The organism is Rhodanobacter denitrificans, from assembly GCF_000230695.2.
Lineage (GTDB): Bacteria > Pseudomonadota > Gammaproteobacteria > Xanthomonadales > Rhodanobacteraceae > Rhodanobacter > Rhodanobacter denitrificans.
Window position 1 is genome coordinate 3,183,961 of record NC_020541.1, and the last position, 21,843, is coordinate 3,205,803.

Genomic DNA, 21,843 nt, shown 5'->3' on the forward strand with positions numbered 1-21,843 from the left:
CGCGTTGCACGTCGGGGATCGTCCAGATATGCACGTCATCATCATCGCCAGTTACCTGACCGCCGCCGCCGCGTTTCTCGTCGGTACGGCACTGCTGGGCGCCGGTTGGCGCGGTCAGCGCACCGGGGCCTTGCTGGTCCTGGCCACGATGATCTCGATCCTGTGGGGCGTGTTTCTGGCTTACGCCGAGTGGCAGCGCACGGTGGCGGTCCACTGGATACTGCTGGCCGAGGTTCTGCACTACGGCGCCTGGATCGTCTTCGTAAGCGCCCTGTTCAGCACCTGGCCGATGTCCGGCATGCTGCGTGGCCTGCACGTCGTCGCGCATGCACTCTGGGTCGTGCTCGCGCTCTACTGCCTGGGGCCGCTGACGGGTTTGGCGCAGGCAGCCGGGTTGCCGTTCAGTGTCAACGTACCGCTGGTCGGCGTACTGGTGCTCGCCCTCACCGGATTGGTGTTCCTCGAACAGATCTACCGCAACGTGCAACGGGAACAACGCTGGGCGCTCAAGTTTCTGGTGATCGCGCTCGGCCTGCTGTTCGCCTACGGCATCTTCCTGTATTCCTACGCGGTGCTCTACCGGCAGTTCAACGCCAGCGCATGGGCGGCGCGCGGCTTCATCGATGCCCTGCTGGTGCCGCTGTTGCTGGTGGCGGCGGCGCGCAACCCGCAGTGGTCGCTGGATGTGGGGGTGTCGCGACGCGCGGTGTTCTATTCCACCAGCCTGCTGGTGGTCGCGCTGTACATCATCGCCACGGCGATCGGCGGTTATTACGTGCGCTTGTACGGGGGCGACTGGGGCCGGGTGGCGGAAATCACGCTGGTCTGCTTCGCGCTGTTGCTGGTGCTGTTGATCGCATTCTCCGGCCAGGCGCGCTCGCGTCTGCGGGTATTCCTGCACAAGAACTTCTTCAGCTTCCGCCACGACTATCGAGAGGAATGGCTGCGCCTGACCGCGACACTGTCCGCCGGCGACACGGAGTTGCCGCAGCGCGCGGTGCACGCGATCGCGCAGATCATGGACAGCCCGGCCGGCGCCCTGTTCACGCGCGACGACGCCGACGACTTCGTGGCGGAAGCGCGCTGGAACATGCCAACGCCAGCCGGCCTGAAGCTTCCGGCCAGCGTGCCGGCGTTCGGGCTCATGCAGACGCGCCGGTGGATTTACGACTTGAGCGAACCGCCGCCGCTGGGCGACGAACAACTGCGGGCGCCGGCCGAATTGACCGGCCTGCCGCACGCCTGGCTGCTGGTGCCACTGGTGCTGGAAGACCGGCTCGTCGGTTTCGTGGTGCTGGCGCATGCACGCGCGCGTCGCGCGTTCGATTGGGAGGACATCGACCTGCTGCGGGCAGCCGGCAGCCAGGTGGCCGGTATCCTGGCGCAGGCGGTCGATGCCCGGCGCCTTGCCGAGGCGCGCCAGTTCGAAGGCTTCAACCGGCTCACCGCGTTCCTGATGCATGACCTCAAGAACCTCGCGGCCCAGCAATCGTTGCTGCTGCAGAACGCCGAGCGCCACCGGCACAACCCGGCGTTCGTGGATGACATGCTCGCGACCGTAGCCAATTCGGTACAGCGCATCTCGCGCCTGCTCGAGCAGTTGCGCGGCGATGCAGCGCCGGCCAGACACGGCCGCGTGCCACTGGCGGCGGTGCTCGACAAGGCGCTCGACGAGTGCCACGCGCAGTCGCCACGGCCGCAGTACCTGCCGGCCACGGATGAGCTGTGGGTGCAGACAGATACCGATCAGCTGGCCACCGTGCTCGGGCACGTGATCCGCAACGCCCAGGATGCAGCGCAGGCCCACGGCCATGTCACGCTGAGAGTCAGGCACGAAACCGGGCATGCCACCATTGAAATCGAGGATGACGGAGCAGGCATGGACGAGGATTTCATCCACAACCGGTTATTCAAGCCGTTCTTCACCACCAAGGCCAGCAAGGGCATGGGCATCGGCGCCTATCAGGCTCGCGCTTACGTGCACTCATTGGGTGGAACGATGCGTGTGGACAGCACCCCCGGCCAAGGCAGCGTATTCACGATCCAGCTGCCGCTGGCCGAACCCGCCGGGGCCGCCGTGGTGACCGGCAAGCCGCAGGCCGCGCCATGAGTCAGAAGCAGCGCTGCCTGTTGATCGTCGAGGACGATGTCGGCCTGCAGCGCCAGCTGCGCTGGAGCTTCGAGGATTACGACGTGGTCATGGCCGGTGATCGGCCGACCGCGCTCGCCCTGCTGCGCCGCCATGAACCGGCGGTGGTGCTGCAGGACCTGGGCTTGCCTCCCGACGCCACCGGTACCACCGAGGGCTTCGCCACGATCGCGGAAATCCTGCAGGACGCACCGCACACCAAGATCGTCGTGGTCACCGGCAACGGCGACCGTGACAACGCGGTCAAGTCCATCGGCTGCGGCGCCTACGATTTCTGCTCCAAGCCACTGGAACTGGAAGTCCTGCGCCTGATCGTGGATCGCGCCTTCCGGGTGCATGAGCTGGAGGCCGAGAACCGCAAGCTCAGAAGCCAGTCGTCCACGGTGCTCGAAGGCATCATCGGCAGCAGTGAAGCCATGCTCGACGCCTACCGGCTGATCGAGAAGGTCAGCCCTTCCAGCGCCACCGTCCTGCTGCTCGGCGAGACCGGCACCGGCAAGGAGGTGTTCGCGCGTGCGGTGCACCGCCTGAGTACGCGGCGCGACGGGCCGTTCGTGGCAATCAACTGCGCGGCCATTCCTGAAACCCTGCTGGAAGCCGAGCTGTTCGGCCACGAAAAAGGCGCCTACACCGGTGCGCACAAGCAGACCAGGGGCAAGATCGAACTGGCCGTCAACGGCACCCTGCTGCTCGACGAGATCGGCGACATGCCGTTTGCGCTGCAGGCCAAACTGCTGCGGTTTCTGGAGGAGCGGGTGGTCGAGCGCATCGGCGGCCGCGAACTGATTCCGGTGGATGTGCGCATCATCTGCGCGACGCACCAGGACCTGCCCGCGCTGATCAGCGCAGGGCGCTTCCGCGAGGATCTGTTCTACCGCGTCAGCGAAGTAACCATCCGGCTCCCGCCGCTGCGCGAACGCGCCGGCGACATAGCGCCCCTGGCACGGCATTTTCTCGAGCAGGCGGCCAGCCGCCACGGCCGCGCAGTCCATGGCTTTACTGCCAAGGCGCTCAAGGCCATCGAGGCGTCTCCGTGGCGCGGCAACGTGCGCGAGCTGGAGAACGCCGTCAACAGCGCCGTCATCATGGCGGACGGGAAGCAGATCGACCTGGAAGAGCTGCGTCTTGGTGCGGCCGGCGGAGATATTCTGGACCTGCGCCAGGTACGAAACGATGCCGAAAAAAGGGCGATCCAGCGGGCTCTGACCCAGGCCGGCGGCAACCTCTCGCATGTCGCGGGCCTGCTCGGGATCAGCCGCCCGACGCTCTACGATCTTCTGGACAAGCATGGCTTGAAAAAGCCTGCCGATGCAGATTGACCCCGCGCGCCGCGCGTGGCGAACTGAGGGTGACGATATGCGCTTGATCAGGTTGAACACGCGGGTCGTTCGTTGCGCCCTGGCGCTGTTGTGCGCCGCCTTGTCACTGGGCGGCTGCGGCCTTGGCAGCCGACACGGCAGCGTCGAGGCCGGCGCCAGATACCAGGCCAACGGGGAGTATCGCGCGGCGTACATCGAGGCCAAGAAGGTCCTGCAACGCGATGCCAAGAACGGCGAGGCCTGGCTGCTGCTCGGGCAAGCTTCGCTGATGCTCGGCAATCCAAAGGACGCCCTGAGCGAACTGCAGAACGCCGAGGCGAACGGGGTGCCGGCAGAACGTTGGGCGGTACCCATGGGCCGGGCGCTGCTGATGACACGCCAATACGACCAGTTGCTCGCAACCCTGACTCCCGACAAGCCCTACGAGGCCGCCACCAAAGCGCGTGTAGCCGTGCTGCGGGGCGACGCCTATCGCGGACTCAGGCAGTTCGACCAGGCCCGGCAGGCGTACATGGCCGTGCTGTCGGGGGACCCGAAGAACCCGGGTGCGCTGGTGGGGCTGGCCCAGTTGGCGGTCATCGCCGGCGATCCGGATGCCGCCGGCAAGTACGTGCAGCAGGCATTGGCCGCCGCGCCAGACAATCCGCAGGTCTGGGTGGCGAAGGGCGATCTCGCGTTCGACAACGCCGATTTCGCCGGCGCCGAAGCGGATTACCAGAAGGTGATGGGCTTCAAGAATCCCGACTGGCTGCCGCAAGAGCGCTTCTACGCCTTGGCCCGGCTGGCCAACGCACAGGCGCAGCAAAGCCAGTTCGACAAGGCGCTGGCCAACATCCAGACGCTGGAAAAAATGTTGCCGCAGCACCCGTACCTGCACTACCTGCGCGCCGTGGTGCTGTACAAGCAGGGTCATCTGGACGACGCCGTTTCCGAGCTTCAGCAGGTGCTCAAGGTGTCCCCGGACAACGCCCAGGCGCAACTGCTCATGGGCGCGGTCAACTACGCGCAAGGCAACTACAGCCAGGCGGAAATGTACCTCAGCAACGCCATGGGCATGGACCAGAAAAACGTCAATGTGCGCAAGTTGCTGGCGCTCACGCTCTACCGCGAAGGCCGCTCGCGCCAGGCGCTGGACACGCTTCGACCGGCCGCGTCGGGCACACCATCCGACGCCGAGCTGCTGGCGCTGTTGCAGAAATCTGCCGCCACGAATGCCCGTTCACCAGGGACGGTAGCCGCCGCAACCAGTGCAGGCACTCCGTCCGACACCCTGTTTGCACGCGCCGGCAACGCCATCGCGGGCGGAAATGAAGCGGAAGCGATCAACCTGCTGCAGGATATTCCTGCGGGCAGTACCTCCACCGAGGCGCGCCGCAACAGCCTGCTGGTCATGGCCTACGTACGCGAACAACGCCCGGCCGAAGCGGTCAAGGTGGCGGCCGCCTATGCGTCCAGCAATCCGCGCGACAGCGCCGCGCACCTGCTGTACGGAACCGCGCTGGTCGCGGCCAGTCGGCGCCCCGAAGCACGCGCCCAGTACGCCGAGGCCTTGAAGCTGGACCCGGAAAATCTTGCCGCGCTCCTGAGCTTGGGTGGCCTGGATTCACTGGAGGGCCATCACGAAGCTGCTGCCAGCCGCTACGCAACCGTATTGAAAAAGGACCCGCGCAACGCGGCGGCGATGACCGCGCTCGGTCAACTCGCCGCGCTGCAGGGTGACAGGGCGGAAGCCGCCAAGCGATTCAAGCAGGCCATCGACACGGCGCCGAAGTCCCCCACCGCGTATATCGCACTGGTGGTGCTATACGGCGAAGACGGCAAATACGACGAAGCCGTGAGCACGGCCAAACAGCTGGTAGCTGCCAGCCCCGACAACCCGGCGGCACTCAATGCGCTCGGAGCAGCGGAACTCAATGCCGGCCATCACGGCGAAGCGTTGAAAGTGCTGCAGCAAGCCGTGAACTTCGCGCCGCAAGTGCCGTTGTACCGCACCAATCTGGCGCGTGCGCAGATCCTCGGCAAGGATACGAAGGCTGCCGCAAGCAATCTTGACGCGGTGATCAAGGCCGATCCGGGCCAAGTGACGGCGGTGGTCCTGCGGGCGCTGCTGAAATCGCAGGACCATGATCTGGCGGGTGCCACTGCGCTCGCGCAAATGCTGCAGAAGCAACCTGCCACCAAGGCAGCGGGCTTCACGCTGGAAGGCGACTTGTACATGGCGAACAAGTCCTATCGCGAAGCCGCCCAGGCCTACCAGCAAGGACTGAAGCTGCAGTACGACCGGCCACTGGTGGTCAAGAGCTTCCTCGCGCTGAACGAAAGCGGCGCCAACGCTCCAGAAGGCGTACTGCGCGACTGGTTGGCCAAACATCCGGACGACAACGCCACCCACCTGCTGTTGGCCGACTACTACCTGAAGCACACGCAGAACGCGCTGGCTGCCGCGCAGTACGAGCAGGTGTTGAAGACCGATCCGTCCAGTATCGACGCACTCAACAACCTCGCCTGGATTTACACGGAGCAAAACAATCCCAAGGCGCTGGCACTGGCGGAGCGAGCCTACAAACTGGCGTCTGGCTCGCCGGGCATTGCGGACACCTATGCCTGGGCGCTGGTCGCGCACAACCAGCCAAGGACCGCGCTGCCGATCCTGCTGCAAGCGGCCAAGGCAGCGCCCAAGGCACCGGCGATCCAGTATCACCTGGCCGTGGCCCAGGCGCGCACCGGCGACCATGCCGGCGCGCGAAGCACGCTGGTGGCGCTGCAAAAATCCGGTGCTGATTTCCAGGGCAAGCCGGCCGCGGAGAAGTTGTATCGCGAGTTGACCGGCGCCAGCGCCAAGTAGGTGCAAGCTATCGGCGGCCTCGCACTCTTACTCGATACGAAAGCCCAGGAGAATCAGCCCGGCCCCGATAGCCCAGCCGATGGCCAGCGTAACCAGAAGCCGGCTGATCCGGATGTTTTGCAGGCGCCAGTACAGATCGCTCAGCAACCACCATAGGCCGGTGAAAACGGCAAGCGCAAAAACGCCCCAACCCAGATGACCGGACGACCACAGAAAGTCATTCATGGGCAGGTCGCGCCTTCTGCAACCGCCGTTTCGCCGGCCCAGACGCGATCGCCCGTATGCACCAGCAGGTTCACCGCAGCCGGCAGCTCGAGCACCACCGTGCTTCCCAGCAGGATCCGGCCGATCCGCTGGCCGCGCTTGATCTCCTCGCCCTCCTGGACCCAGGTCTCGATACGCCGCGCCGCCAGGCTGGTAATCAAGCGCACCGCAACTTGCCCGGCGCCCGTCCCAATCACCAGACGCTTTTGCACCGGGCAGGATTTCTCGCGCAGAAAAGCAAACTCCCTTCCCTCCCCGTCCATGAAGCCGTCGCCGTGCGACTCCACGGCGAGCACCCGACCGGACACCGGGCTGCGCTGCACATGCATGTCCCAGAAACTGAGCGCGATCACCAGATAGCGCACTCCGCCTTGTACCTGCGCACTGGTCACCAGCCCGTCTGCCGGAGCCAGCATGGCGTTGCCGGGAGGCGCGATGCGCTCCGGATCACTGTAAAAGTGGCGTAGAAACGCACGCTGAAATTCCCCCCGCTTCAGCCATGTGCGGATCTGCGTTTCCGGCCAGCGCTTGCGCGGCGCAAGCCAGCGCCGTATCAGCGGCGACGGGTACGGGAAATAAAACGCCCAGAGCACGATGGCCGCGGCCACCAGGCACAGGATCACGATCTGCAGGACAAGTATCGTCATTTCATTGCGAATCCTGATTGGCGACAACACTCAGCCATGAAAATTGTCGACGGCGCGCAACTAGGCCCTGACCAAGGCTTGCACAGGATCACGACGCGCGCCAGTCGCCGCCGCAGTTCGACCAGGCGAAAGCGGCAGCTGAAGCGGCACCTTGGCTTGAGGCGCGTGTCCCGGATTTTGTGCAAACCGGTCGCGGTCAGGCCACTGCTGCCTGATCCGGAGACACGATGGGCCAAAGCAGGCGTGAGGCAACATGAGCCTGCGCAGCATCGGCAAGGAATGGGCGATGCCGATTCATGACTGGAAGGCAGCCTCGAACCACTTGCGATCCAGTCCGGGGAGCGACTTTCTCAACGGCAACTCACATCCCGGTGACGCAAAGTCATGTATATCCTCGCCCGGATCGGCGACATCGTGGGGGCAACCACATCGTCAGCCACAGGTCGCATATGTCGAGGCGGCCTGACTCGAATGCGGCCAGCACCGGGACATCCGGAGCGGCATCATAAGGTGGCAGGATCACAATCCCATGCATATAAGCAAGCAAGCCGGACGCTTCAACCAAGGCAGCTGGGTTGGCCAAGCCGCTGTGAAGATGCTGTGCGGGTGCGCAAGCTGCGTGCTGATGCTCGACACGGCGCCGGCGCGAGCGGGAATGGTTGTGACAGACAACGTGATCAGCACAGTCGCGCAGGCGCAGACCCATGTTCCCGTCACTTTCGGCCAGGTCTTCGAGGCTGGCGACATACCCCGGGGCAGGACCGTCACGGTTACCGCCACCCTCAATGGGCAGCCGGTAGCCTTGCAGGTGGACAGCAAGGCTACCCATCCCGACGGCAGCTTGCGCCACGCGGTGCTGACGGCGATGGTTCCGGCACTGCCGGGCAATGCAACGTTGCCACTGACGCTTTCCACGAACCCATCGCCAACGGTGACCGGACAGGACCAGCCCATCAGCTTGTCGCAACTGCTTGCGACAAACTACGACGCCGACGTATCGCTCGACATCGGCGGCCGCAGATACGCCGCAAATGCCCGCGCACTGTTGCAGACGGCCAACAACACGAATGCATGCAAGCCGTGGAACCGCCACTGCAATGTGTGGCTGTCGGGTCCGCTGGCGAGCGAGTGGGTAGTGAACGGCCCGGTGACGGCTTCCGACGGCACCACCAACCCCAGCCTGCAGATCTACTTTGCAGTCCGCGCATATGCGGGAACGGTACCAGGCAGTGTCGGGCTGGTGCGCACCGACATCATCGTCGAGAACTCCGATGCGTTTTCGCCACAGGCGCAGCCACAGTACACGGCAACCCTGACGTCGGGGAGTGCCAGCTACACCAGCCCCGCACTGACACAGTACGCCTACACGCGCTGGCACCAGGTACTGTGGTGGAACCATGTCCAGCCACAAGTCTATTTGCAGCAGGACACCGGATACATTCAGGCGAGCAAGGCAGTGTCCCGCTACATGCCACTGCAGCCTGACGAGAAGTTTTTGGCCAGTTTGCGCCAGACCTGCGCGCCGCTGGACCACTGTGATCAGACCCAGAAGATGCATATGACCGGGGCACAGGCAGCGATTGGGCCACTGCCGCGCTGGACCAGCGTGTACATCGTCGACCCGGATGTGCGGGCCTACAACTGGATGCTGGCCAACACAGATGCGCTCGGCGCCTATGGCATCCATTACCGGGACCAGGCGACCGGCTGGCCAGTCAGCATCCAGCAACATCCTAACGTCACGACAGTGGGCTGGACCTACGCAAATGGCGTTGCAAAGCAGGCGTTGACAGGGTCTGCGGCCCACCGGGACAAGGTTGCTGCCTACCGGCGGGATCTGCTGCCAACCTGCGTGAACAACACCGTGGTGACGAATTGCACATCGACCTCATATGGGACGGGTAACCCGAACCTGTGGGACAACGCGCACCAGCCGGCACAGTCCTACGTGCCATACATGGTGACCGGTTCGTACTACTACATGTCCGAGCTGGCGTTTGCGGCCTCGCTCAACGAGATCTGGTCAGGCGCGGAGTATCGCGATTATGCGAGGGGATTGATCGACAAAAGTCATAGCCAAGTGCGTGGCAAGGCATGGACGCTGCGCCAGATGGCGGATGCGGCGTGGCTGTTGCCCGATGACTACCCCTTGAAAGCCGAGTTCAAAGCGGATGTGGAGAACTCGCTGGCAGACTGGAACCAGAAGTACACCAACAATCCGAACGCCAATCCGCTGGGGCTGCTGGACAGTGGCCACAGCTACAGCATGCAAGGTGGCACCCGAAACGCGATGGCGCCATGGATGCACAGCTTCTTCACTTGGTCGGCAGGCCACGCGGCGGAGCTCGGTTTTGCGGGAGCCGCGGAGCTGCGCGACTGGTTGGCGAAGTTCGAGATCGGTTTGATGACGGACTGGCAAGCCAATCCAACCCAGGGCTATTGCTGGCTGGAAGCTTCCGCCTACACGCTGGTGGTTACCGATCCCACTGGGAAGACCTACCTGCCCTCACACAGTGCCATATACGCAGCGACGTTCCCGAGTCTAGTCGGACTGGCCTGCAATTCGCCGGCCATGGTGACCGCCATGGGAACGCTGGAGAAGCAACCGTGGCAAGCTGGCAAGATGCATGGATACCCAAACTCGGCAACGGGTTATCCGGCGAATTTGCAGACCGGGCTGGCCGCCGCCGCCGATAGTGCCGTGCCCAAAGCACACGAGGCCTGGAATCTTTTCGAGTCGCGCAGCGTGAAGCCAAGCGGCACCACCGCCTACAACAACTATCCCAATTTCGCCGTCATGCCGCGCCTCGTGCCGCAATGACATGCCGATCTCCGTTCTAGCGAGGGCGCCCGCCTGGCGCAGCCATTGCTTTGGTCCGATGCAATCAGGATTGTCTTCCAGATTTTGCTCCGACACTGCGCGCTTCGGCCGCCGAACCTCATGCGCAGGATGCCGCGCATTGAGCACTAGAGCAGCCGCCGCCATACGACCTCGACGGCAAGAGCGCGCCCCAAAGCACGCTCATCCGTCAACTGAATGAGGTCGAGCAGCGAGTCCATGCGCCACTCGCCTGGAAGCAACGCACGGTACCGTTGCCACACCGCAGGCGCTATCCGCATATTCTGCAGACTCCGGCGTGTGGCATTGATCAGTGGGCGCAGCCGCGCGGGACGCGCGCACGTCGTCCACTCGGCCAGTCGTGCCTTCCAGCCCGGTCCAGCATCAAAGCGAAAGCCATAGGTCGAAGGTTGCGCAGCGACGGCCAGATGCAGTGCGGCGACCAGGCGACTTTCCAGGGCCCCTGCGTTCTTCCAGCGCAACGGCACCCGGAGCGCCAAGCGCACGGACTCCAGATCCACCAGCGGCGTCGCGTAGTTACCGTGGCGTACCGCCACACTGTTGTTGAGGCCCATCCAGTAGTGGCAGCGAAACAGAGGGTAGAGCAGCTCCACTTGCTCGCGCGACAGACGTTCGCTCCCGACTTCAGACATGCCCACGATATTCCGCATCGACGCGGCGAGCCGCGCTTCGTAACTCGCCAAGCCATCGGGGTCGCGAAAAACGCTGCGGCTGAAGCCGCGATAGAAGGTTCTCACGATGTCACGGGCGGCAAAGGCACGGTTCGGCAGATGGAAGAAGTTGCGGAAGATCTCGCCGCCGCCACCATTCAGCGCAATGCGCCCGTCGGCAGTTTGCTGCAAGCGGGTGTGGCGGTCGGCGCCCGGATCATCGATGCCGTCACTGGGCAGGCCGTCGAAGAACAGCGCGCTCTGCTCCAGGGCTTCGATGTCAGGCATCGGAAAACCACGATTCATCGCGCGTTTGTCGATTGCTTCGAGCGCGAGGTCGGCCGCAGCAGCCACGGTCCGGGCTGCCGCCACGTCGGCGGAGTCGGCATCGCCATATACAAACAGCCGAGGCCGCACACCGGCATCAAGCAACCCTGCGACAATCAGGCGTGAATCGAAACCGCCCGACAAAGCCGCATTGACCCGACCCGGAAAGGCCGATGCCACCTCGGACGAAGTCGTGCGCAGATGCCCGGTGATGGCCTCCACCGCCTCGTCCAACGAGTGGAACTCAGGCGCCTGCACCTCGAAACCGCGGGGGAAGCGCTGCCACGTACTGCGGCGCCGAAAATCCTGGACACGCCCGAGGGGAAGCAGGTCGACACCGCGCGCGACCGATTGGCATGAATGCGCCGCCCCCAGCAGTACGTATTCAATCGCCGAGGCGGCGTCAGGTTCGACGCGCTGCCCATAAGCGCAGACAGCCAGCCAGCTAGTACTGAAAAAACAGCCATCTGCACTCGTGTAAATGCGTATGAAGCCCAAAGCGTCGTTCAACAGCCAAGTTTGTTCGCCCGTGTCGAGGAACAGCGCAAAGTTGCCGCGCAGCGAACCTTCTTCCAGACGCCCCGTCGCGCGAACTTCGTCGAGCAGTGACGCCAACGCCTGCCGGCCGAAATAACCGCGAAACCACAGTGGACCGACGCAGCAAGCTGCCCCCAATGGGCTTTGAACGACGCAATCCTCGACTCGCCGTTGCTCCGGATGCCCCCACGCGACAACGCTGCCTCCGTTCCATTCGATCTGCGTGGCACGGATAAACCGTTGCCGCTCCAACGAGCGTGCCGCGCGGGTTTGCCCGTCGGAATCGCCGCCAACAAGGAATACCGACAGTGCGTTCAGCATGGATATGCGTCGCGTGCCGATACACAACCGAAGGAAGACACATTCAGGCCCATGACCTCACCGTCGATGAGTTACGACCGCCGTTCCTGTCCACGCTGCGATCATGTGACTTCCCTCCGAGTCTATCCGTGTTCCGCTGCAGCACACCGCTCACCCATGACCGCTTCACGACGAGGTCATTTCGTCGGTATCTCCACCCGCAACACAATATCTTCAACCTCCGACCCGGATCCAAACCGGTGAACCGCCTCAAAATGCCGACCATTCCCCCTGCGAAACAGGGTTCCGTGGCTGGCACGGTCTTCATGTGTGCGCACCACCAGTAGACTGCCCTCGGGTTCGGTCAGGTAGCACCCGATGTTCGCTACCATTGCCGAAAGGACCGTGGGAGAAAAATATCCGCTGTTGAGCACATTAGCTGCACGAACAAAATCAAATCTTGCCTCGAATTCACTGTTGTACCTGCTTATATCATCGGTGCACACGGTGATACCAGACTTGGCCAGCGCTCGTGGGGTAACCAGCTTCACTTCACTGATCCGGGCGTCGTCCGGATTACGCAACATTCGATGCACCTGATGAGTGAATAATGTATTGATGAACTTGCGCAAGATGAAAAGCCCGTTGTAATAATCGCGGCGCGTCACCCAGGGCTTCATGGTGACAAAGGGAAAATCGAACCGAAGCGGAAATCCGCCGGGATCGACCAACGCGTAGCACCGTGGAAACACCTTCACCAAGAAGGCGTCGATCAGAATGTCGGTACCGACAACCTCGACTTCGCGCCCGCCCCGGCTCAGATCATCGTATAGCTCGACTGTGCTTATGCCGGAAGAAATCCCGACGTCCAGAACCCTGAGCGTCGGTGGCGCATGGTGCAGGAGATACTCCTGGAGATACGGATTGATGTCGGAGAAGCGATCGTGAAATGTAGTCTTGTAGGTCCTGTTTCTCGTCATCAGCGAGGTGAAAAAGTCCTCCTCCATGCGTGGAGTAAGACGCTCCGACGGGGTTTCGAAAAAAGTCTTGGCTGCTAGCATGGAGTTCGTATATCGCGATGACATTTTATTGTGGCGGACTACCCCGATGACGTTTCGATTCTACTCGCCCGTGGTTCGGAGCGCTCATCACGAACTCTGCCAGGAAGTCATCTGTTCGCCCATGGATGAAGCCAAAGCATGGCGCTGAGCTCGCAGGAAGGCGAGTGATCGGTCGAAACATCCTTCAGCTGTCAACTGGCGACGCTGCTCTATCAAGACCCGCTTGGTCATTCAATTTTCTGACGAAAAAATCAGGGCGTCCCGGACTCCATGGCGCCATTTCCTGCCGGAGCGCTCGGTGTCCGAGAGAGCGTTGCGGCGGATAGTCGTTGTGGAACTTCGCATAGCGTTCCGCGGCCGGCTCAGCAGCGCACAGCTCGGCGCGAATGCGCGGCGTGGTGCGGGCCAGCGGAGGCAAGGTCAGGAGCATGGATCGGTCCCAAGTTGCTGGTACAGTTGCTTCATCGCCTCACGCGTCCAGGCGCCACGCCATCGCGACCGTGCGCAGACTTCGCCATGCGATCACCAAAATTGACGTCATCCGATCAGGCCTTGCGAGCCATTTGCGCTCGAGCTTGAAATGCGTTGCCGATCACTAGGAGTGCATGCCGCCATGAAGCTCTACTACTACATTGACAAGCATGGAAATTTTGGCGACGACCTGAACCCTTGGTTATGGTCAAAGTTGATGCCCGACATAATAGATGACGACGACTCCGAGATCTTTGTTGGAATAGGGACATTGCTAAACAACAACATTCCAGCAGGTCCCAACAAAATCGTATTCGGGTCCGGCGTAGGTTATGGCTCCGCCTTGCCGACAGTGGACGAAAAGTGGAAGTTTTACTGTGTTCGTGGCCCCCTAACCGCCGCAAGGCTCAGACTCCCTAACGAATATGCGATAACGGATCCAGCGGCGCTAGCTCCCACCGTGTTCCGCCCAAACGGTCCGAAACGAGCCGGCATCGCGTTCATCCCTCATCACGTGAGCGCATGGAACCTGGACTGGGAACGCGTCTGTCGAGAGGTCGGCATACGCTATATCGACCCAAGAAAGGATGTCGACACCGTACTCGAGGAGATCTCCAGGTCGTCGGCAATCATTGCAGAGGCCATGCACGGCGCCATTTTGGCGGACTCTTTCAGAATACCTTGGATGCCGGTCGTGCTGTATGACCATATCCTCCAGCCAAAGTGGCACGACTGGGCTGGATCACTTGCTCTGAAATACTCCCCTGCCCAACTGAAGGGCGCGTGGGATCCCGATTACAATTACTCCAAATCGGACAGGCTCAAGATCGTTGCCAAAAGATCCCTTTGCAAGGTCGGTCTTGGTTCCACGACTTGGACACCACCGCCTGCCAAGAGCACAAACAAAGAAATCGAAAGTTTCATCATACAGTTCGAACGATTGACCAAAAACCCTTCGCTGACGCTGAGCAAGGACAGTATTTTCGACGAAGCCTCAAACCGCCTCATGGAGAAGCTGGAGCAGCTCAAAGCGGACTTCTCCTGATTCTGCGCATGACGGGACTCCGCTCTCGATGCACCTGCGAGGTCGGACTCTTTCCCAAGGCAGCGATCACGGAGGCGATCGCTGCCTTGGACACGGCCCACTCAATGTCTTCAGCTAACCTTTTGGCGGGGAAATCATATAGCGTCCCATTGCTTTCAAAAAGCATCCCACAGTTATACGACGTTCCGTCAAGAGGCGATGACCGAGAGCGATGGTGGACCGTGACCGCGTGCTGGATGCCGCGTACATCCACTGGGAAGCCAATCTTCGCCGCGCGGTCTGCACGTCGCTAATTTCAGTTGGTGAGAGATTAAGACCATTCTCGCCAGCAACCAGTTTTTGCAATATCAGGTCCGAATACTTTATGGCATTGATCGCGTTGGAAGTACTGGTCTTGTTCTCCGCATGCCGCTGCCATACACCCAATGATTTTTCAAAAAACCCAAGTTTTCCCTTCCTCTTGATAAGTTGAAGGAAGAACAGACGATCTTCATTGAAAAGCAACGTCTCATCGAAGCCGCCAACAGCATCAATGCACGATTTGCGGCATGTGATGGTCATCGGAATGACGCTACCCGCAATCATGTTGGAAAACAGGCCATCGCTCTCCAATTCGACAAAGCCCCCTCCCATGGTCTTTTTCGCCATTTTCCGAAACACGGGATGATCCAGGTCGTGGGAGATGAACTTGCCATCCACGTCCACAATATCCCGATCACTGAAGCACGCCGCCCAATCGGGAAATCGAGCCAAACCCGAAACTGTGCGTTCCAGAAACGTCGGGTAGATCAGATCATCTGCGTCCAGGAAAGTAATCAATTCACCAGATGCTTTGCGGATCCCGTTGTTGCGCGCAGCCGAAGACCCTCGGTTCGGCTGGCGCTCCAACATGAGCGCCAACTTCGAATGGCGTGCGAATTCCTCTACCTGAAGCGCCGTGCGATCCGTGGAACCGTCATCGACGACAATTATTTCGTCCGGTTTGAGCGTCTGGCTCTCGATACTGGCCAGTGCACGGATTATGAACTTGTCCGCGTTGTAGGCAGGAATGACGACAGAGATACTCAGGCTCAAGGGCTTCTCTGGGCGACGTTGGCTTCGGCCAATGGCAGTATACGCATTCATTCTGGCATGGGATCCCTGGCCCGCTCCGCGATGCGTATTTTCGTCGGTAGGCTGTGAAGGAATCACATACGGCACCATGCATGCAGCCAAGTCACTTCGTCAGCTCAGGAGACTTCCTCGAGCCGCCTCGCAAGCTCCCGCACCAACGGTCCAATCCGCCATCTCGCATAGTTCGCCGCCAGGCGTCCCTTCTGGCGATAGGCCCCCAGGTAGCACAGCGCGAAATACAACTGAGCCCAGTACACGGCCTGCGGGTCATTCCCATACCCATACCCGGCAAGGAACATTGACTCTCGCTGCAGGTAATGACGATTTGTCAGCAAGCTCCCAAACGTGCGGCAGACAAGCCAGAGATGGTTCAGGAACGGTGCAAGGTCATAGACTGCCGGTCCGATACTCTGCCAATGTATGTCGAGTCCAATGTATCGGGTGCCGTCGCACAACATGTTTTGGGGCTTGAAATCGCCATGCTGGCGCACGCCGGCGAACTCCCTTGCGTCCATACGCAAGCCTGTTTGTTCCAGACATCGGTACGCGGTCCATGTTTCGCGATCACGGCGCAAGACCGCACCATAGGTGACCGCAAGGTAGTCGAGCTTGTCCGCCACACCCAGCATCTGCATCTGTACGTCCGGGTCGCCGCTCTGGTGCAGCTTGCGCAACCAGACCCCCGCAGCACGGCATGCCTCCCGCGCGTCAGGCTCCCCCAACGACCGCAGGTGTTGGGCCAAATTGTCGCCGCAGAAATGGCGCGTGACCATGATCCCGCGTCCCGCGGACTCCAGGTAACCCAGCGACAACAACGTCCCAAAGTGTTCGTCCTGAGGGAACACGCGCTGGAGTGTGCACAGGGTTTCGTACTCACGGCGTGACTCGGCACGGGCATCGCTGCGCAAGTCATCCCTTCGACTCACCTTGGCTACGATCTGCTCCTGGCAGCGCACGCATCGCAGCCGCTGGATACTGGAGTTTTGCCTCGGCAGGGGCCTCGTCACCGCGATCCAACTTCCCGACGCGCGACAACTGGTGCAGATGAACTGCGCGTTGAGTAACCCAGCGACGCCCAGCCCGGTCACGGCCTAGCCTCGCAACAGACGGTAACGCGAGGAAATATGCGAGACGACACGCTTGAGCTCATCCAGCAAGGGGTGGCGTGCGACCACGAGGCCGAGCAACCACCCTGCACCACCTCCGACGACAGCCAGTTCAAACGCCAAAAGCACGTGTCGAGCCGCAAGGCCAGGCCAAAGAACCACCGCTGCCGGTACGGCACAGGCACCCAGCGTGACCACGACGCTCGGAACCAGTGCCTTGGCACATTTGCGAACGGCCAGCGCTTCATAAATTCGCATTTTTCGGTAATAGAGCACCGTAGCAATGATATAGACGAGAACCTGTGAAGCCGCGACCGCAGCGACGCCATAGAAGGCCGCGCCGATGGTAATGCCGACCCTGACGGTTTGATATTGGAGCTCCACGCAGGTCACGGCCCTTACCCGTCCCAGCGCAACCAGGAACCGGTTGCACTGGAACATCAATGTTCCGATCAACGCAGCGAAACACAGCCACCGCATCAGCGGAATGGCCGCATCCCATTGCTCGCCGAACAAGATGTTGATGACTGGATAAGCAAGAATGACGCTACACGAAAAAAACGGCCAACTGATCCCGGTTGTGTAAACCAGCGCCTTCAGGAACAGGTCCGGCGCGGTGGCGTGCTCCCGGTGCTCGCGTGCGAACGCGGGAAAGGCGACCGCTCCGATCGCACCAAGGACGTTGGTGCGGTACATGTTGACCACGCCATATCCGCGCGAAAACAACCCCGCGTCCGTCATGCCCAGCATCTTGCCGATCACGAGGCTGGCGGATTGTTCTCCCAGTTGGCTGGCGACGTCGGAAATGGTGCGATTGGAGCCAAAGTGAAGGACACGTTTCCAATGCATGAAACTCAGTCCCTTCACGCGGTACTGCCAGCCCCAGAGCGTGCAACCGATGATCAGCGCCGAGATGCCAGCCACCGATGCCCACGCGATGCTCATGTACGTGAATCCCGCATACGCAAGCGCAACTGCGGTGCAACTACGGATGATGGATTCGCAGATGCGAATCTTGGCCAGCTTCCCGTACTCCAGTTCGCGGTTCAGCAATGCCATTGCCGTGGTGCCGAACGGGAGCAGAAAAAAAACGAAACCGAGTACCTTCAGCACCCGCGTCACGCCAGGATCCCCATAGAACGTCCCGATCACGCCGCTGGCCGCGACGATGATGCCGCCAAGGACCCATGCGATCATGAGGTTGATCGTGAACACCGTGCGCACCAGCGCCTCATCGAGGGCTGGTTCCTGGACCACGAATTCGCTGACCCCGAAGTCGCGCAGCATGTTGATCAGGGCCACGAGTCCCGCCGCGACCGAAAACACGCCGACTTCCGCCGGGGTCAACAATCGGCTTATGATCACGACTGAACCAAAACTAAAAACGAGTCCGACGAGCCTCTGCACGAAAGACAGCGACAAGGCCTGTCGTACACTGGTCCTCTGTTTTTGCTCGTTATCAGGCACAGCGCATCGGCCTTACTGACCAGCAACGAAACCCTGCTGTGAAAACGTCCTGACCTTCCGGGCCGGCGGGACGACCGCGCAAGACTGCGGCCGGAGGTTGCCTGGCGGGAACAAGCCTGGGAGTTCTCATCATGATAAGTCCTGATTATCCCTTGGCTTCGGCCGCCGCGACTCAATTGTTCGCCAGTCCTGGATCACCCGCGCGGGTGATCCAGCGTTTTTCAGTCAGGAAAATCAGGCGTTCCTGGCCGTCGTGCGAACCAAAATCGGTCTTCCTGGGGTTCCCAAATTCGATTAATGATTCGTGTTACTCATGCCGCCCGTCGATCACCCAAAGTTCAAAGGCATCAGACTTTTTCTGCAACGATATACACGGCCTCGCTGATCAGCGGAAGTAGACGATGGCGCTCCACCTCACGCAGGCCGGACTTTTCCAACAGTAGCCTGATATCCCCGTTGCTTATCGGATAATTTGCGGGTGGCTGATGTCCCATTAGCCGTTTCAAGCGCCGCCGAAACCTTTGATAGCCCGAATCGAGGCTCTGGTTGATGACTACGATTGAACGACTCAACCTGGCGACCGCAGTCAGGAACTCGATCTGTCCGTCGAGGGGAAAGTGCATCAATACGCGTGCGCACAAAGCACCGTCGCAGATTGGGCTGTTCGGCGGGTCTTTCTTCATATCCGCCACCTCGCAGGTGAAGGTCTCCGCATACGAAACCAGGCGTTGTCGCGCCACACTCAGCATGGCTTCGGAAATGTCGAAGCCGTGGACCCTGTATCCAGCCTCCAGCAGCGCCCCGGCAAGACGCCCGGTCCCGCATGGCGCGTCGGCGATCGTGCTGCCTTTGGATAGCCGGGAAAAACACTTGGCGACGGTCCGTTTTTCGAGGGAGTTGAATACCCGCCCTGGAATACTCGAGAACCGGCTTGCGTCGTAGTCGACGGCAACCGTTTGGCTCTTGTAATGCTCGTCAGGGTTCCAGTTCATTCCCTGCTCCTTGATGCGGCTGTGGAATGGTAACGGATCCGACGCCCGCGAGGGGTCTGCAATATGTTCGCGAGCGGGCCCGCAAACACCATCCGGATCCGGGAAACGTTCAAGTGCAAACCTGATCGAGCAAGGAGGCCAGTTGTGCCGCCCCGGCGCGCCTTGAATACTGGGCGACCACGGCAGGCCGCTGGGACGGAGCGGTGCCCTTGGTCAATGCGTATAGGAATCGGCGCAGGCCCGTCGCAATAGCGTCGACGTCATCGGCCGCCACGAACTCCGCCCCACCGGACTCTCGCAACAGGGCGGCGGTGTCGCCGTTTGGTCCGACCAGCGCGAAGATCGGCCGCCCGATCCGCAGGTACTCGTACACCTTGGCCGGTATCTGCAGGTCGAACCTGCTGCCCTGGAACAACAGCAATCCATCGGCCGCGACCTGCTCGAACAGTGCTTCGCGGTTGCCGACAGGTGGCGCCAAAGTCACCATCTCTCCCAGTCCCAAACGCTGTATCTCCCGAGTGTAGGTTGCCTCCGAGCCACTCGCCCGCAGGACGACCTTGATCATCCCTGCAGTTACGCCGCCCGAGTCCCTGAGACGCGCGAGTGCAGCAAAGAACGGCAGAGGACTGCGGCCTTCTGGATACAACAGGCCGCTGTGCAGCAGTACCAACGGTCGCCCGGCTTGTGGAGGCGGGCGTCTGAGGTCGGCGAATGCCTCGTCGTCGTATCCATTGGCGATGACCGTCAAACGGCCGGCACGCCATGCCTCGGGGTAGCGCTCGGCACACCACTGCATCGCTCCGGGCGTCGTGAACACCGAACGCGCCGCGCACGACAGGACGCGACGCTCCCAGCGGGCCTGCGACCTGACCGCCATCGGGTTCTTGCCCGCCGTTGAACTCGCAACCGGGTCGCGAAAATCCGCGATCCACGGGATGCCCGTCAAACGATGCAGGGTGTAGGCAACACAGTGGGAGGTCATGATGGGAAACGTCGACCAGATCGCCTGCGCATGATGGCGCCTGATCAGGCGCAGTCCGTTCCAGACAGCGGCGGGCCACCAACTCGACCACCTGTCGGGTAACGCGAAGATGGACGGATACCTGCCCATGACTGCCATATGGCGCTTGGCGTCCAGCGCAAAGGCACGGTACACATTGCACTCTTTGGGTATGGATCGAACACTGGCGGGATCGGTCAATTCGTACGCGCCCGGGGTTGCGGAAAGGACCACCGGGTCCCAGCCGCGCTCGGGCAGGTATTTCGTAAACGCCAAGAGCCGCAGGTGACCGCTGCTCAGTGCAGACGGCGGGAAATGGAAGCCGGTCATCAGTACACACTTGCCCACCACACGCCCCTCCATCACGGCTTCCCGAACGAATGCTCGGCCTGCCCGCGTCCCAGCAGGTGCGGTTGCGTTGCAGCGGCCCCTGCTGACCCCGCATATGCGACGACTCCTTCCGGTAATAGACCCTTCAGCAACGCACACATCGCCATCAGCTGATAACTGAGGTCAAAGTAGCTCGATGTGGTGGCCAGACCTGCAGTCATGAACGCAAGCAGGCTTACCTGGAGCATTGAAGCAAGGTCGAACGCCCATTTTTCATTTGGTAAATGCCGGCTTTTGTGGCGAACGTATGCACAGCTTCGCCAACTGGCGACCAGCAACCCAACGAAGATGGCAAGTCCAGGAAAGCCCTGTTCGCCAAGCACTCGAAAATAAATACTGTGCACCGCCCGTTGGACAGCCTCCTCGGGTGCGTAGCGGTTCCACAGGGCCTCGCTTTCATAGACTTTGAAGCCACCCCCGGTCAACGGGCGGTGCAACGCAACATTGGTTGCAAACTCCCAAGACTGGACGCGTGACTGCACCGTATTCACATCCTCCACGTGATGGATCGTATCCATGCGCGCAGTCCACTGGGGAGGCATGAAGTGATAAGCGGTGAGCCCAATCGCCATGAGTGCGATCGCGAGCGTCAACCGTTTGCGGCTTTTCAGGAACAGGGCCGCGCTTACCACCATGAGCGCAATGAGCCCGCCACGCGAGTAGGTACCAAGTATCGCGGCGCCGGTAAGGAACATCGCCAGTCCCAATCCGATCCTCACCATTTTTCTTGAAGTCTGGAGCTGTAGGTAGCGCATCAGTGGCAGAACCATGCACAGCGCCTGGGCCAGGTCGTTGTTGTCCCCGATGAAGCTTCCGGCTGGGCCGAACACGCGATTGCCGCCGCCGCTGATGATCGTGAACAAGCCTCCTTTGAGGCCGTAATACCCCAGCGATATCACAATCACCCATATCAACCAATGCATGCGCTCACGGCTATTGATCAGCATCAGGGTCACAAACACCATCACCATGATCTTGGCGAAGGTCTGCCAACTGACCCAGGCCGCATCCGGCAGGACCGCAAAGAAGGTGGTCAATCCAGTCCATAGCAGAAACATCATCAGCAACACACTGACCGTCGACCTGGGGATTCGCTTGTTCTCCTTGCCAACCCCCAAGCTCAGAAGCGTGACGACGGCAATTAACATCACCCAAGGAAAGCCGTAGGCAAAGCCGAAGGTCAGCCGGTGCGGGTTCATGTAGCCGAGCCACGACCACACCAGCAAGCCGATGTACGGGCGCATCGCGGCCAGGGGGATCAGCCCGAGCATGATCAACGCGAAGGCGATATCGCGCATGG

At 61.3% G+C, this 21,843-nt stretch carries 15 protein-coding genes; 5 read left to right on the forward strand and 10 right to left on the reverse strand.

The window, feature by feature from the left end:
- The first annotated feature begins 28 nt into the window (after positions 1-28).
- The 3 genes from prsK to prsT are packed head-to-tail and all read left to right on the forward strand — an operon-like array spanning position 29 to position 6,313.
- Positions 29-2,110 (forward strand): XrtA/PEP-CTERM system histidine kinase PrsK, encoded by a 2,082-nt coding sequence (prsK, locus tag R2APBS1_RS14845; protein ID WP_015448555.1) that lies wholly within the window; start codon positions 29-31, stop codon positions 2,108-2,110.
- Entirely contained in the window at positions 2,107-3,468 is a 1,362-nt protein-coding gene (gene prsR, locus R2APBS1_RS14850; RefSeq protein ID WP_015448556.1) for a PEP-CTERM-box response regulator transcription factor, read from the forward strand. The genes prsK and prsR overlap by 4 nt, the downstream gene beginning before the upstream one ends.
- Positions 3,458-6,313 (forward strand): XrtA/PEP-CTERM system TPR-repeat protein PrsT, encoded by a 2,856-nt coding sequence (prsT, locus tag R2APBS1_RS14855; RefSeq protein WP_236126962.1) that lies wholly within the window; start codon positions 3,458-3,460, stop codon positions 6,311-6,313. The genes prsR and prsT overlap by 11 nt, the downstream gene beginning before the upstream one ends.
- A 27-nt stretch (positions 6,314-6,340) precedes the next feature.
- Here the strand turns inward: prsT and R2APBS1_RS14860 are convergent, their stop codons facing one another.
- Together R2APBS1_RS14860 and R2APBS1_RS14865 are read right to left on the reverse strand one after the other, a co-directional pair.
- Positions 6,341-6,538, reverse strand: coding sequence for a hypothetical protein (locus tag R2APBS1_RS14860; protein ID WP_007511439.1), 198 nt, complete (start codon positions 6,536-6,538; stop codon positions 6,341-6,343).
- Complete coding sequence (locus R2APBS1_RS14865) at positions 6,535-7,224, reverse strand: phosphatidylserine decarboxylase (RefSeq protein WP_015448558.1); 690 nt, start codon at positions 7,222-7,224, stop codon at positions 6,535-6,537. The genes R2APBS1_RS14860 and R2APBS1_RS14865 overlap by 4 nt, the downstream gene beginning before the upstream one ends.
- 529 nt (positions 7,225-7,753) lie before the next feature.
- Here R2APBS1_RS14865 and R2APBS1_RS14870 point away from each other — a divergent pair.
- Positions 7,754-10,045, forward strand: a complete 2,292-nt coding sequence (locus tag R2APBS1_RS14870) for an RIFT barrel domain-containing protein (RefSeq protein WP_015448559.1) — start codon at positions 7,754-7,756, stop codon at positions 10,043-10,045.
- A gap of 146 nt (positions 10,046-10,191) precedes the next feature.
- Here R2APBS1_RS14870 and R2APBS1_RS14875 read toward each other — a convergent pair whose 3' ends face one another.
- Both R2APBS1_RS14875 and R2APBS1_RS14880 read right to left on the reverse strand, forming a co-directional pair.
- On the reverse strand, positions 10,192-11,919 hold the full coding sequence (locus R2APBS1_RS14875; protein WP_007511445.1) for a hypothetical protein: 1,728 nt from the start codon (positions 11,917-11,919) through the stop codon (positions 10,192-10,194).
- Positions 11,920-12,095: 176 nt separating this feature from the next.
- Entirely contained in the window at positions 12,096-12,959 is an 864-nt protein-coding gene (locus tag R2APBS1_RS14880) for a class I SAM-dependent methyltransferase (RefSeq protein ID WP_015448560.1), read from the reverse strand.
- A 613-nt stretch (positions 12,960-13,572) separates the two neighbouring features.
- On the opposite strand from R2APBS1_RS14880, the gene R2APBS1_RS14885 reads away from it, so the two are divergent.
- Positions 13,573-14,475: a polysaccharide pyruvyl transferase family protein gene (locus tag R2APBS1_RS14885; protein ID WP_015448561.1), complete on the forward strand. Its 903-nt coding sequence runs from the start codon at positions 13,573-13,575 to the stop codon at positions 14,473-14,475.
- 114 nt (positions 14,476-14,589) lie between these two features.
- Here the strand turns inward: R2APBS1_RS14885 and R2APBS1_RS14890 are convergent, their stop codons facing one another.
- The 6 genes from R2APBS1_RS14890 to R2APBS1_RS14915 all read right to left on the reverse strand — a co-directional run bounded on the left by R2APBS1_RS14890 (position 14,590) and on the right by R2APBS1_RS14915 (position 21,841).
- Positions 14,590-15,549, reverse strand: a complete 960-nt coding sequence (locus R2APBS1_RS14890; protein WP_027484495.1) for a glycosyltransferase family 2 protein — start codon at positions 15,547-15,549, stop codon at positions 14,590-14,592.
- Positions 15,550-15,704: 155 nt separating this feature from the next.
- Positions 15,705-16,676, reverse strand: coding sequence for a phosphotransferase family protein (locus R2APBS1_RS14895; protein WP_015448563.1), 972 nt, complete (start codon positions 16,674-16,676; stop codon positions 15,705-15,707).
- Between the two features lie 3 nt (positions 16,677-16,679).
- Complete coding sequence (locus tag R2APBS1_RS14900; RefSeq protein WP_015448564.1) at positions 16,680-18,161, reverse strand: lipopolysaccharide biosynthesis protein; 1,482 nt, start codon at positions 18,159-18,161, stop codon at positions 16,680-16,682.
- 347 nt (positions 18,162-18,508) lie between these two features.
- Positions 18,509-19,153, reverse strand: a complete 645-nt coding sequence (locus R2APBS1_RS14905; RefSeq protein WP_007511457.1) for a class I SAM-dependent methyltransferase — start codon at positions 19,151-19,153, stop codon at positions 18,509-18,511.
- A gap of 109 nt (positions 19,154-19,262) precedes the next feature.
- Complete coding sequence (locus R2APBS1_RS14910) at positions 19,263-20,483, reverse strand: glycosyltransferase (protein WP_236100461.1); 1,221 nt, start codon at positions 20,481-20,483, stop codon at positions 19,263-19,265.
- Positions 20,484-20,515: 32 nt separating this feature from the next.
- Positions 20,516-21,841 carry a putative O-glycosylation ligase, exosortase A system-associated gene (locus R2APBS1_RS14915; RefSeq protein ID WP_007511461.1) on the reverse strand — a complete coding sequence of 442 codons (1,326 nt, stop codon included), beginning with the start codon at positions 21,839-21,841 and terminating at the stop codon, positions 20,516-20,518.
- Positions 21,842-21,843: the final 2 nt, after the last annotated feature.